This window comes from Shewanella sp. SM74 (assembly GCF_025653725.1).
GTDB lineage: Bacteria > Pseudomonadota > Gammaproteobacteria > Enterobacterales > Shewanellaceae > Shewanella > Shewanella oncorhynchi.
On record NZ_JAKKRZ010000018.1, the window covers coordinates 72486 to 86015 of the forward strand.

Below are 13530 nucleotides of genomic sequence, written 5' to 3' on the forward strand. Positions count from 1 at the left end.
GTTAGTAGGGGATTTGAAATGTATTTTGACATCCAATAAGAGGTAGGTTGTTTGATTCAGCGTTAATATTCGTCGCTGAAACAAAAAAGGCCGTTAGATATTGAATTATCTAACGGCCTTGCATCAGTTTGTGAACTTGATAGTCTCGATTTTAGATTGTCGCTGTCAGGAAGATGTTGATGATTGCAACGGACTGACTCAATAACATACCGCCGATAAAAGCGCCTACGGCTAAATAATAATTCTGCTTTAAAACATTGAAAAGACTAGCGAAAAACGCTAATAGCGTAATGATTTTTCCTGGGACACCATCAGCCCAACCAGAAATTTCCGTCCAAATAGAAGTAAAGGCCGCACCACCAGAACCAGCTTGAGATTCAAATGATAGAAGCATAACAAGCGCAAAGGCAATTATGAGGCCCAATAGCATCATTTGCTTGTCGCCAGCACTTACTTTTTCAAACTTGGGTAACGCAATTGTGTTTTCCATGAATCAATCCTCAATGGTTTGTTTAAATAAATCCATAACTAATTTACTCTCTATTAAATGCAGTCAACTTCGTTTCAGATGCAATATTCGTTGTTCAAATAAATTTTTAAGGTTTTCGATGTTTTTTTAGCTCATTAATGCTTAAAACTGGGACGAAAATGGATTTGATATGAAAGCCCCAAGGTTGAACGTGCTCTTTGAGTAGGTTTGGTATTTGCGTCCAAACACTGACTCTAAGGCCGCTTGGGTTTCAATGGGGTTACTGGTTATATCGACTAAACCAAATGCAACTGCGTCGCTGCCTGTCCATGCCAAACCTGACCACAAGATTTCAGTATCAACTTTCAGCTTATCTCCGCGCCCAAGCAGTACGTCATTCTTAAACTGTTCAAAGATTGGTTGTAGAATTTTGTCTTTGATGATCTGTTGTTGATTTGAATCGATGGCTTTCCAAGGGTTAAGCGCGTCTTTTAGCTCACCACTCGTGATAACGGTGTTTGTTATGCCTAATTTCCCCGCTAACTCAGACCAGTTAAGTGCATCCATCCTCACACCAATGGAGCCAACCAACGATGCTCGCTGTGCTATGATGACATCGGCGTTAATCACAGCCTGAATGCAGGCTGAAGCACATTGTTTAGTAATAACAGCGATAATCGGCTTTCTTTCTAGATCACCAAATAACTTCCCGGTCTTTATCTCTTCAAACATCACTGAAGGATTTTTTATCGACTCAAGAATTGTCGCCCTAACGTCTTGCGATAACGGCGCTTTCCATTGTTTATATTTAACGATGACTTCATTAATTGTCTGTGAGTCGGTCGGTGCCCCCCCCGGACTGTTCGCCTCGATTACGATAACCTTGGCCTTTTCATTTTTCATGGCTGCTAAAATGTGGTCTGTTATCTTTTTCCCGTTACCGGTATCTTCTTCGCTACCTATTTCCCCGCTTATTTGTACTACAGCAATGTGCTCTTCTTCATGCTCTATAAGGCTGACCAAATTGCTCACAATTCCTATCAAAATCACCCCGCCAAGAAGCATTAGCTTCCCATAATTAGTGCGCTTATAGATGGTTAAATGTTGGTTTAACAGATTGACTAGCTCTGGCTGGTTATTTTGAGAAAGCATGATTTCTAACTTCCTATGCTACTTTCATATAGTTTTGGATAATATTCTTGAACGCTACACCCGTCAGAATGAGCATCAACACCGGAAACCAAGGCGCTTTTTGTCCTAGAATATTGGGGATTAACATATAGCAAAAAGTGAAAACGATAATGTACACAATCGAACGTGTCCATATACGTGAGCTCTTAATGGATATTTGCTTGGGCTCATACATGCGGATTTTTCTGATCATGTATCCGTCATAGATTAAGGCGAAAAAAAGCGGCACCATGACCCAAATCCAGTATTTCATCATCGTCATCCGATATACCATTTGGTAGCTCATAATGTGGATGTTGTTGACTACTCTCTGCAGAACAAAGTCACCCTTGTACTTCTCTACTAACTCCTTAATTTTGAAGTTACCCTTCGGCAAAAGATTATCCTCAACCATTTTTTGCAGACCACTATCGATGTACGATTGTCTGTATGACCTTTCTACTTGCAACGTGACTTCTAACCATCTGGATTCAGTCATTAATGAAGACAATGATTTTACTTCAACCTCCATTTCTCGTTGAAAAATGCTGCTTGGGACCATAGTTAAAATAATAAATAGACTCACAGTAAAAATAAGTAGCATGAGTGTTAGTAGCTTTGTTACACCATGGTCTTTAATGAGTTCTGACATCGTGTTTACCTCAATGCATCACTAAGTTAATGATTGGCTCAGTGAATAAACGGTCTGTTGATTAGGAAGGGGTAAACCAAGAAGGTTAAGATGCCTCCGGTTGAATACGTGTCTTGCTAAAAGCATTGAAATCGCTTCATTTGAAATTTTTGATTGTTTTTCTATGAATTCAACTTTTAAGCAATTGCAAGATTTAGTGCTCGTACCGTCAGAAAAACAATCACATTTCTTGGGTTTTTTAGCTTTGTTTACAGAGGTTTTGAAATCATTAAATGTCTGTGATACACAGTCCCAAAACATAGTTTCATCATTGCCAATATCCACCGACACTTTGTAATTAGCGACTTTATAAAGATCATGTAACACCGATTTTGCAAATTGGGTGCATTGTTCCTCATATCCATCTTCTTCGGCTCGATCCCACGCTAACATCGCTTTAAGCAAAATAACGTCGATGATGGGAGTGCTATGATTGATCAAGTATTTATTACCTCCCACCAAATCTTCTAGTCGGTTAACAATCTCGCTGATCCCTTCATTCGTTTGAGTTATCCGAGTGATATCCATTACTAACCTCTAATGATTTGCAGTTTGCATTTCAGCTTTTGGCCATTTGATAGTCGCGCTACATATTGCAACTTGGGTAAGTCACCGATTAACGATGTCGGAAACATATCCTCTCTGGTTTTGGTTATGTTCTCCTTATACCCGCCGCTGAATTCTGTTAAACCTTGCCCTGTGGCTGATTGAATTGAGTATTGAATCCCAACGTCACTGATGTTTGTTTGACTAAATTGTTTAGCGACATACTCTTGCGTTATCGTATCGGTAACTTTCATGCTGAAAAAATTATTACATAACCCTAAGTAACGGTTAGCCGTTGCCTCGTCAGTCATATCGATAAGGTCAGGGATAGTTTGAGTAGATAGTACAAATTGGCATTTCGCGGCCCGACCTTGAGCAAGGTTGTTTATCAAACTATCGTTCCCAGCAACTGCAGCATGTACTTCATCAACCAGAATAGATATTCGACGTTCTTGTCCAGAACCATAGTTATATCTGTCGCCTAAACATGACGAAATATCAGCTAGAAGTAACTTGGCTAGATGTCCTGCCGTTCGTGGGTCGTTCATCGAGTTAAGTGCACAATAGATAATGCCCCCATCCATGATCACTCGTTTTATATCGATGACTTCAATATCATCCTCTCGATTTGGGGATAACAGCTTGTCCAGAGGGTTACTGCATAATACTTTGAATAGGGGAAATACACTCGCAAGCATTTTTTGAGCATGTTCATGGTTGTGTGTCACAAACTGAATAACGTCATCCACGGCTGCAACCGTTTCTTTACTCGGTATTTTTTGGTTGTAGTAGTTCAACATCCCTTGCAATGGTGAATCGCCCATCCCCAACATCTGATCTAATTTTTCCGCTTTCCAGTGCATCCCATATTTTTTTTCATAAAATTTGCATAATACTTTTTCGAGCAATTCTGATTTACCCGTTCGCATGTAACGATAGATCTCAGTCAATTTTGGGCTTTCTGTGCAATAAATCATTCCGTCAGTGACCTGTGAAATTGTTTGCCAGCCGAACTCGATGAATGAGTCTGTTGCGCCACTGCCAGACTTTAATAAGCTTGCGATACGAGTAGGGATTTCTGAAGGTGTTGCAAAGTTTTTGAGAATGTCAATTGCACAAGATTCACTTGGTCGAGCTGGGCAGAACTCATAAAATTTATGCTCAATTCCTAATTTCTTTGCTTCGGCACGTAAACCTTCTTTTAGATTTTTATCGTCTTTGGGATCAATCACTACGATAGAATTTCCCATGTGCATAAAGCCAGTGCCTAGCATTCTCAATAATGTAGTTTTGCCTGAACCTACTACCCCGGATATAAAACTATGGCCAAAGAACGTTTCTTCATTAACGATTATGGGCTTATCTTCGCCGATGGCGTGTATCCAAGTTTTGCCACCCATGCTTCTAGTGTGTTTCTGGTATTTGTAAACCAAAGGCTTCAAAGCAAACGGCAACTCCAATTCCCGTAAATCTACCGACATATCGAGAATTTGATATGCGCGTTGTGCGTGTTGTGGCCCCCATTCAAAGCCGGTACCAATATACATTTCTCGTTTATCTTCATATTTGAAGTTTTCAACTTTGGAATTGAAATCCCACTTGTTGATGTAGCGCAACAATTCAATGTCAATGAACTCTAATTTGTTTATAAATAATTTTAGTTGCTGACGCATTTTCGGGTAAACGCTGATCAATTTATACAGACCAACACCCATTAACCCACCAGATATAATCGTTGGAATGTCTATGGCACTTGTGCTGAAATCACCTACTTTACTGACGATACCTGTCACCACGCCGGCCCCGACATACACATACGCAGCATTCAACTCATAAAGCGGTCTAAACAGGCTTTCGATGTAAGTAATATTGTTTCTGTTATTCATTGTTTTCCCTTAGTTTCCACTTCAATTCGTCAAGTTGAACCTCCGTCATTTTGGCGGTAATTTCCCCTTCGTTAGAAATATTTGCTTTAACACCTTGAGCCCGGCAAAATTTGGTTAACTGGGATGTAGACATTTCAGGACATCCTTTTTGAAGTTCTGCGAGTAATTCAGGGTATGGCATGTCCCACTCATCTCCTGCCTGCCGAACATTGTGAGGGTCTCCGTAATCATCATCTGGCGCGGTCGGTTCGTCTGTTTTCACCACTCCGGTAGGTTTATCAGTCTTGGCGCTTTTATCTTCGATTATCTCTATTTGTGAATTTGGTTTTTCTTGACCACTCGCAACATCTTCTTCATTGTTCGATACTCCCGAGTTACTTTGATTTCCATTTTCAATATCTACCGTTGGTACTACAGTGCAAAAATGAATTCCCACCTCATCGCTGAGTAATATGTAAGTCACCTTTTTACCGTCCTTCATTAAAACGGAAGCGTCCTTTTTTTGTTCGTTTTTCTTGATTAGCTTCAGGTAATTCAGTGCGTTTAGCAGTTGGGGCAGGCTTTGATTGGTGTGTTGAATTAAAAAATCAGTGTCGACGCAAACGGATTCCCCTTCCATCCATAAATAATGCTGATTGGCCGATTGCATTAAGGCTAAAAGCGCAGCGTCCACAGGCTTTAACATGCGATTCTTTATGACCCAAGGATATTCAGGGTTCAAAGCAGAAGGTGCGGAGTCCATTTCACTTGTTGCAGTCTCGTTCTGAACTAATGACTTTGTGGTTGTATCAGGTACGGGACTCAATATCTCCGCAACGGGCGCTGTAGTGTCAGGTTTGGGATTTGAATTCTCCACTGCAGGAATTACCCCCTCAGGTTTTGGGCTCGCTTTGGCCTTAGGTTTGGCTTTTGGTTTGGCCTTTTGCTTTGGTTGCACCGATTCTGGTTGTGACTCGTCAGCTGAGTTAGCCTTGTCATTTGCTTGCGGTAACTCATCATTGTTATTCGTCGGATGCTGTTCTAACGGTTTTTCGCTAGATGGCTTGACCATGCCATGCGTCGCTGGCTGAAGCTGTTCTGAATTAGCCGTATTCGATTGCGATTCAGACGGCATAACGAGTTTGTGACCTTCACGGTTATAAATCTGGTACACGTTGGATGATTTGGCAGTGTTAAATCTAAGGGCGCCAAGCACGTTACTTGGTATAGGATTATCACCAATAACAAAGTTAGGCCACTCGACCATAATCACTGAAACGGGTGAAACTTTGCTTAATGGTCCGTTTTTTAATTCGGTAAACTGTTTAACATCTTCCTCAGTAAACTCGCCTAAATACAAGCTAGCATAAGTGCTTTTATCACTGACCATTGAAAGGATGCGTTTATCGAGCAAAATCGAAATGAGTGCCTTGGATGATGTCGGGAGCTTAATACCGTAATCGATACACTTCTTGATGACTTCATTTATCGGTCTATCACCTGCAATGAAAACTAATCCGTTAAATACAAATAAGTCGGCGCCTGGCTTGTTTACCACCCAGTTCAAGTACAAAGACCTCATAGCATTGACTACGCCCATTGTGATGGATTTTTGGCGTGATGAGTCGTGCAGCCACACTCGCGCATAGTCTTCATACGTCGAGTCCGAGTCTGCTTTTCTGACAGCGTTAAACAGATAGCCTTTGTATGAGTGATAATGTACTAACGTCTGTGTAATCATTGAATACAGGTCATCATGCGAGCCTAACAAGTAATTTTTTGCAGATTCGTTTAGTACCAGAGGAAGGAAGTGGACGGAATTAGTTTCATGATCTCTATTCAGTCGCTCTTTCTGATGAACAACAGTGTACTCACTAATGTCGCAACGTTTTGCCCAATCAAATATTGATTCGTTAAGCGGCCTCCAAATGTCACCATTTGAACCGATTACTTGCACATTAGAAATAATTTTTCCTGAATCATGCAATAAGCCACACACCCACGCTGCAAATTCATACCGTGGGCGTCTTGCTTGGTCTTCATCAATTAATCCCATTTCGTCAAGCATATAACTCATTGCATTCTGTAATGCCTTTATTGAGACATCTAAAGAGTGCTCTAGTAATCCACCTATATACTGGTGATGATCCATTTCGGAAGCGGGTATTAAGTGACAGTACCCGATGTAAGAACGTATTGTGCTTTCCACTAAATCAACAAAATTAAACTCGCAACCTTGGTGAATTAAACCAACGTCCCTTTCTATTTGGCGAATTTTTGATAATTGTCTTTCAAGCAATAATTCTATATCTACAATAGGGATTGATGCCGCTTTAAGTGGATAATGCAGAACGGCATCTAATCTCTGTTCATCTTTGTGTGGACGTGTTGATTGACTAGCCCACACATTATCAATACGTGATAATAACGAACTCAACATCATTTTAAATTTGTATGCACGTATTGATAAAGTTGCCATCACACTTCCTCTGTTAAACCATTATCATCATTACTTTCGGTTATGGATGTTTCATTATCAATTTTAGATTTTTTAATGTTTACCACATTATTTTTCTTTTCAATTAAATCAGGGTACAAAGTAAATACACCTTTGTTTAACCCTTCAATAAAGAATATTGGAGAGAATTGTCCTCCGTCTCGTTTACCCGGCTTTGTTACTTTAAAGATTTTCGACGCAATATTATTAAGGACCAACAATGCTTGTGTGCGAGAGGTCTGCTCTATTTCTTCATCCCACGGGCATGAAAGAGATATAGTTTCAATTTCATCCATTATAAAATCGATTTGAGAAACCAAATTGATAATTTCTAAATGACTTTTATGAATAATATTAACAGGAATAGTCATGTCAGGGTTTTTTATGTCTATAAAGCTAATGCCTGGAATAATTTGTTCTTGAAGCGCTTCGAGTGAAGCCATTAGGCTTTCAGTTTCCAACTTAGCCGCCGAAACAATATCGTTTTCAAACCACTCTTTAATCATGTTGTGAGTGGTTTTATTTGCAGAACGACTTGTCATTTTGAATAGTTCGCCTAAACGATACATGGCATTATTAAGCGTGCCTCCTGATTGGCCGCGCATATAGAGGTATATTGATTCTGATTTAAGTTGCATTTCAGCAACACCTGTTTTTCTTCTTACTGATTCAACAACGTCTTCCTTGCTTTTTTTGATACTAGGCATCTTCTATTCCTCACATTAGTGTTGGGATAATTTTGTTTAGGTTGGTAATTTGGTCGGCCAGCATTGCTAGTGCCTTACGAATTTTCTTAAATAATGGTTCGTATTTATCGAATAATACTTTTTCCCATGTGTTAGCGTGTTTGGACATGACAGACCAAGTAAAACCTGTTCTGACATTGGGTTTAATTTGTATTCCAGAACGGGGATTCTGGAATTTCCTGTAAGGCGTTTGCTTCCAATCCCACCATTCAAGATATACTCGGTGCGTGTTCTTGAGCTTCTTCAGCCTTGGCGCAATTCTTCCCGCTCTCTGATAACCTTCCTGGCTTGGTTGCAAACCAGATGTCACAATCTTTTTATTCTGCTCTTTCCACTCGCTCCAGTAACCATCCACAAGTAGCTGCGCTCTATCTACGAGCTCGTCATAGAGACTCGATATCTCAACCAACGTTTTTTTTACATTCTCTGACTCAATGGACATTTACATCATTCCCCCCTTCAAAGCTGTCGGATGAGAATGCCACAGAAAAAGGAAGGTCAACTTCATTTCAGATGCAATTTACGTCGCTGAAACAGATATTGAGGGGTTCTCATCGCACAATAGATCCGGAGGTATCTTTCTAAAAAGAAGGGTCTGATATGTTGTTTTATCCAAGATAACTACCTGTTGGAAAAGCATTGCATTTTCCAACTAGACATACTTTCTTAATCTCATGATTGAACGCCGACGGCTGAGCTTGCCGTTTTAAATGGTGGTCATTGGAAAGGACTACCTTCGAAAATGTGCTTACAGCGTTTCCCTACACCTTCTATTAAATCGTTTCTGAACGTTTCCATAACTGTCTTTCAGCCATTCATTTAATCACCGATGCTGCACATCGTGTACGGAAGTTGTGGGTGTAGGGATGGGTCTTCTAACCTTAATCTTGAGTGACTGGAAGTGTTCTTTGCAATATTGGAATGTTCTATGAATTTTGCAGCTTTTTTCCACATTGGAAATGCTTTGCGTGAAAATGAGTGTTTTTCGTATTTTATCAAGATGTTGTGAGTATTGCTGTTCGTTTAAATTCGCACCTGTACCATTTCGGGAGAATGTTGAATGCCATTCTTAATGTCCGTATATCTTCTATATTTTTGAGATAAGAAAAAATTGTTCAAATACGTATGTTTCTATTTACAGATGCAAGTTTAATTGGTAGGAATTTAAGGTTTATTTATGGCTTCTGCCTACGTCTTTAATATTTATGAAAGTCTTCTTTTATCAGTTTATCGTCCTGTATGCTATTGACTTCATTGCCTCCAACGTAGCTATGTTCCTTTGTTGTTTCTTTGTTGGAAAAATAAAGACTATTTATCGAGAGTTTTCCAACTGTAAATCTCTCTCCGCCATCACGATTTAAAGTATTGTAAATCAGTACCATAGCTGTGATACCGCTTTCGATTTATAATGTATCTTTACTTTTTAGTGTGATCGATTCCTATTTTTTTAACAAGTATTTCGTAATAGCATTGATTACACAAACAGGTGTATGTAAACTTGGCGAAATCAGTCAATGGCAACCACATAATTAATCTATGACTAACAGGTCAGGCTTTTATAAATCATTGTTCTTTTCACAGCAGATATATTTGATTGCACTGCACGAGTTTGCGAGTCTTCATCCAAATATCTGTTGTGATTTATTTGATATGAAAAGTTCTCACGTTTCAGTGATGGTTAGCCATAGCGAGGATGAATGGGCGGGTTTTGTTGCTGGATTGAAAAGCTGGATATTGACGCCAAGAAAGGACATTACAAACACTTGTCTTTTCGATTATTGGTTGAACAATATTCATGCCGAAAAATCTATAGCCAATCAAATAAACTCAAGAATTGCATTGGGCAAAAGAATAACTCATAGCATTAATGGATTAGAAACAATGTCGAGGTGTCAGTCATCGATAATGATGAATATTTGCATGTGTGCTGAGTTTGACCCGTTATTCGCCAAAGGGCTTTTGTTTTTGAGTGATTCAACGATAAACACTATACAAAAAAAATTCCCTATTTCGAATAAATTGCACTTTAATGACCCGCTATTGCCGTTGTTTGTTCTAAATAGAAATCTAGATTTTACTAAACTGTTGAACCTCGGTGCGATAGGGTATGCGAATGTTGAGCAATCTCTATTTACGATGGCTTCATAAACTTTAACTTTTGAGGGATTATCATGAGGCAACCAACGGATGTGTCGCTTGTTCAAAACTATTCATTAGCAAGGCGTCTACATGAATTAGGTCTAATGCCAACCATTATATCTAAATACGTACCTGGCACAGCTTCATTAGTTAGAACATTTAATGATGCAAATCCTGATGTATCATTCTCAAGAGGATATTCTAAGACATGGGCAAGGTCTAATCGTGGTTTCAAACTCTCGAATATTCTTTTTAGAATGTATGGTTTGGTTTCAGGTGATCCAACCTTAAAAAAAGGTATCAATATTTGTTATTTAGCGTCTGCATGGGAAGTTGCTGTTTATCAATATCCTGAATTATTGGAAGATAAGATTTGCGACATTTCTAGATTTGCCTATATGCTTCAAAAAGTAGCTTCTAACGAATATTTAGTTTATTCGTGCTGCTCTAGTAATTGTAATAATAAATTTGTTATCCACGAAAATTGTGAACGAACACATTGTTGGGCTTGTGAAGAAAACAAATTATTGAAAAGTAAAAAAGCAAGCGATTCATTAGAACTAGCGGATGCAAATGCTTCAAGACGACTCCATCACTTCTCACAACAAAATCATCAAGACGTTTACTCTGATACGGAAATGGTGTCTAACTTATTCCTTTTATTGTGTAAGCCTAAGCAAGAAGAATATATTCCCGCAGATAGTTTAAGTGAACCATTAAGGTTAGTGTCTTCGAGATAAACAAAACAAGCTACTTCGGTAGCTTGTTTTGTTTCCATTATATTAATTTTAATACTAAATTTTTCTGTTGTTACCTTTGATGTGTAGAAATCTCCAAACCCTTTCGTTTAGTGCTGCCTCTGTCATCTATCCTGAGTTCTTCGTTTAGTCAGTTTGTACAAAATAGTTAAGATTTTTATTTCAGCGACGTAAATCGAGCCTGAAACGAAGCTGCATTCTACTTTCGATTGGTAATATGGTCAGAATTGAGGGGGGGGTGTATGTTTAGCAAATCAGCATTAAAAACAACTTTACTTATATTTATGTTTGGCTGTCAGACGGTAGTTTTGGCGGGTGACGACTTTTATAACCAATCTCAAAAAGGATGGTTCTGGCATGAGCCGACTCCCGTTCCTGAAATTGAACCGAAGGTTGAACCCGATGAAAGTAAGGCCACAACTTCAACGCCAACGGAAGAACGGATGGTTAACATCGATGCAGAATGGTTGAAGAAAAATTTACCACAACTTCAAGCGAATGCTATCAACAATCCTACTACCGAAAATCTTGGTGCATTTTATGCGGCTCAACGCTTAATGCTCGATATCAGTTCAAAATTTGCCACCAATACCAGCGATTTCTTTCGCAAAGAGGCCAGTTGGTTGTCTGAAGATCATCGCCGTCCGACTGAAGCGTTTATGTTGTCCAGATTTAAAAATGATGTTCAGAAAGCACAGGAACCCGTGATTGAAAAAATATCCACTCAAGCAGGTATTTGGTTTTTTTATTCGAGTGCCTGCCCGTACTGTGTCAAACAACTTCCACTCATTAACTTCCTTGCTACTCGATATCAATTGAACGTTCTTTACGTGTCTTTAGATGGAGGCACTATTCCTGGCATTCCAGAAGATAAGATCGTGATTGATGTTGACGGACGTGCTTCGAGCCAATTTAACGTCACGGTTACCCCTACAACATTTCTTGTGTCGAATGATGCGACGAAATTTGAGTTGTTGAGTAATGGGGTTTCATCATTGCCAAAATTACAAAATGCATTGGTTGATGTTGCACATAAATATAATTGGATCACTGATGCTGATTTTCAATCAGTTCAAGCAGTTCGTGGGACAAATGTGTTGGCTAATGGACAGCTGCAGGTCAAAGAAAGCGAATTATCTAATCCAGCATTTCTCTATGATGTGCTTCAGAGTCGAGTGGATTTAACGAACTCCCCCATTGGGACACCTTTAAGAATTGGAGCTCCAAACTAATGAAATTAAGTAAAATATGTTTGTTTCTATCATTAACGGTGTTCAGTGTTGTCGCAGATCCAATGCAGGACATATTTAATGATATGTATTCGACTACAGCCCCGAGTGCTTCCCAACATGGAAACGGGCGTTATGGTGTAAACCTCGGGGGATTTACTTATCGCCCGAAGCTAAGTGATGGTGCTCCAATTGTCAGTGCGCGATTACCGAACGCTAGCCTTGGCCCTTGTGGTGAAATTGATATATTTGCAGGAAGCTTTAGTCTTATTTCCGGCGACGAACTTGCTCAATTAAGTCGAGGGATTATGCAGGGGGCGGCAACTTACGCCTTTAATCTTGCATTACAGTCAATCTCACCTATGGCAGCTGGAGTTGTCGATGAGTTAAGAACCCTCATAAATGGCGCCAATCAGTTCAATATTGATGGTTGTAAAAAAGGTGCTGAATGGGCGGCTAATGCTCTAGCGTCTGACACTCCATCAGCTCCGTCAACAGAAATAGGGTTTGTCGCAAAAAAATTGCAATCTATCAATATGTCACTGGGTTTTGCGGCAGACATGAACGATGCAACGTATGGGGCAGAGTCTCAAAAATCGGCATCGGCCTTGGCTTCTCAAGTTGGCAAAAAAATTAATAATAACTCTCTAATAAAGCCGTTATCTGAAAATCAACCCAATGGGGATCTATTCAAATCCTTTAGCAGTGTGAAGGATAACGAATTGATATTGACCATACTTGGCGCTGTATTGACCTCAACTGACCTTTCTAATTGCACCACACCTATCACTGATGAAGGTACTTGTATTAGCCGTGTACCGGGAAAGGGATCGCCATTTTTCATTGATCTGTTTTACGATGCTGACGACATTGATTCCGATGTTGATGATGTAGAGCTTAAATATTACAAATGTGCCGATGTGGACTGTATCAATGTTGTTAATGCCACTATTACAACGAAACGCATATTGCCTATGATCAGAAAAACCATATTCGATATCTGGCAAAAAACGTATAAAACCCCCACGGTTAAATATACCGATACAGAAGCAAAGATCATGTACTGGTTCGGAAACGATATGTATCTAATGATGCAAGTGTTTGGACCACACGATGAGTTTGGTAGGAGTTATGCTCGTTATAAAGCGCTAGAAGCCACATTGATCATTATGGATTACATGGCCAATGATCTTGTCTCTCAAGTTAGAACATCTCTCGTTACCTCAAAGAATCAGCAAACAGGTGAGCAATTGTATCCGGTTGGCTTAAACCAAGCGCAAGACGATTTACTGTGGTTTAAGGAGGCTTATACCGTAAGCCGAAATACTGACATACAAAAAAGAGTGTTTGAAGACCGTGCAAGGTTAGACGCGGCATTGACGGTCACACTAAGTACCAAGAAATAATTAGGAGTCGATCA

Annotated in this window: 12 protein-coding genes; 4 read left to right on the forward strand and 8 right to left on the reverse strand. The window is 39.6% G+C overall.

The window, feature by feature from the left end; translation table 11 throughout:
- Positions 1 to 151: 151 nt before the first annotated feature.
- The 8 genes from L5M49_RS17405 to mobI form a co-directional block, all read right to left on the reverse strand.
- The gene (locus L5M49_RS17405) at positions 152 to 490 is read right to left on the reverse strand and encodes a hypothetical protein (RefSeq protein WP_263185322.1); all 339 of its coding nucleotides are present in this window, start codon (positions 488 to 490) and stop codon (positions 152 to 154) included.
- Between the two features lie 141 nt (positions 491 to 631).
- Positions 632 to 1621 carry a S49 family peptidase gene (locus L5M49_RS17410; protein WP_263185323.1) on the reverse strand — a complete coding sequence of 330 codons (990 nt, stop codon included), beginning with the start codon at positions 1619 to 1621 and terminating at the stop codon, positions 632 to 634.
- A gap of 13 nt (positions 1622 to 1634) precedes the next feature.
- Complete coding sequence (locus tag L5M49_RS17415; protein ID WP_263266536.1) at positions 1635 to 2291, reverse strand: DUF4400 domain-containing protein; 657 nt, start codon at positions 2289 to 2291, stop codon at positions 1635 to 1637.
- Positions 2292 to 2312: 21 nt separating this feature from the next.
- Positions 2313 to 2858 (reverse strand): hypothetical protein, encoded by a 546-nt coding sequence (locus L5M49_RS17420; protein ID WP_263185325.1) that lies wholly within the window; start codon positions 2856 to 2858, stop codon positions 2313 to 2315.
- A 2-nt stretch (positions 2859 to 2860) separates the two neighbouring features.
- Positions 2861 to 4762, reverse strand: a complete 1902-nt coding sequence (gene traD, locus L5M49_RS17425) for a conjugative transfer system coupling protein TraD (RefSeq protein ID WP_263185326.1) — start codon at positions 4760 to 4762, stop codon at positions 2861 to 2863.
- Entirely contained in the window at positions 4755 to 7220 is a 2466-nt protein-coding gene (gene mobH, locus L5M49_RS17430) for a MobH family relaxase (RefSeq protein ID WP_263266537.1), read from the reverse strand. The genes traD and mobH overlap by 8 nt, the downstream gene beginning before the upstream one ends.
- Positions 7220 to 7945, reverse strand: coding sequence for a hypothetical protein (locus tag L5M49_RS17435; protein WP_263185328.1), 726 nt, complete (start codon positions 7943 to 7945; stop codon positions 7220 to 7222). The genes mobH and L5M49_RS17435 overlap by 1 nt, the downstream gene beginning before the upstream one ends.
- Before the next feature lie 10 nt (positions 7946 to 7955).
- Entirely contained in the window at positions 7956 to 8426 is a 471-nt protein-coding gene (gene mobI, locus L5M49_RS17440) for a conjugative transfer protein MobI(A/C) (RefSeq protein ID WP_263185329.1), read from the reverse strand.
- Positions 8427 to 9574: 1148 nt separating this feature from the next.
- On the opposite strand from mobI, the gene L5M49_RS17445 reads away from it, so the two are divergent.
- From L5M49_RS17445 to L5M49_RS17460, 4 genes are all read left to right on the forward strand, one after another.
- A complete protein-coding gene (locus tag L5M49_RS17445) occupies positions 9575 to 10132 on the forward strand; it encodes a hypothetical protein (RefSeq protein WP_263202703.1) in 558 nt (185 codons plus the stop codon).
- A 23-nt stretch (positions 10133 to 10155) separates the two neighbouring features.
- Positions 10156 to 10863, forward strand: coding sequence for a hypothetical protein (locus tag L5M49_RS17450; protein ID WP_263185331.1), 708 nt, complete (start codon positions 10156 to 10158; stop codon positions 10861 to 10863).
- A gap of 260 nt (positions 10864 to 11123) precedes the next feature.
- Positions 11124 to 12113: a conjugal transfer protein TraF gene (traF, locus tag L5M49_RS17455; RefSeq protein WP_263185332.1), complete on the forward strand. Its 990-nt coding sequence runs from the start codon at positions 11124 to 11126 to the stop codon at positions 12111 to 12113.
- Positions 12113 to 13516 (forward strand): conjugal transfer protein TraH, encoded by a 1404-nt coding sequence (locus tag L5M49_RS17460; RefSeq protein ID WP_263266538.1) that lies wholly within the window; start codon positions 12113 to 12115, stop codon positions 13514 to 13516. The genes traF and L5M49_RS17460 overlap by 1 nt, the downstream gene beginning before the upstream one ends.
- The last annotated feature ends 14 nt before the right edge of the window (positions 13517 to 13530 follow it).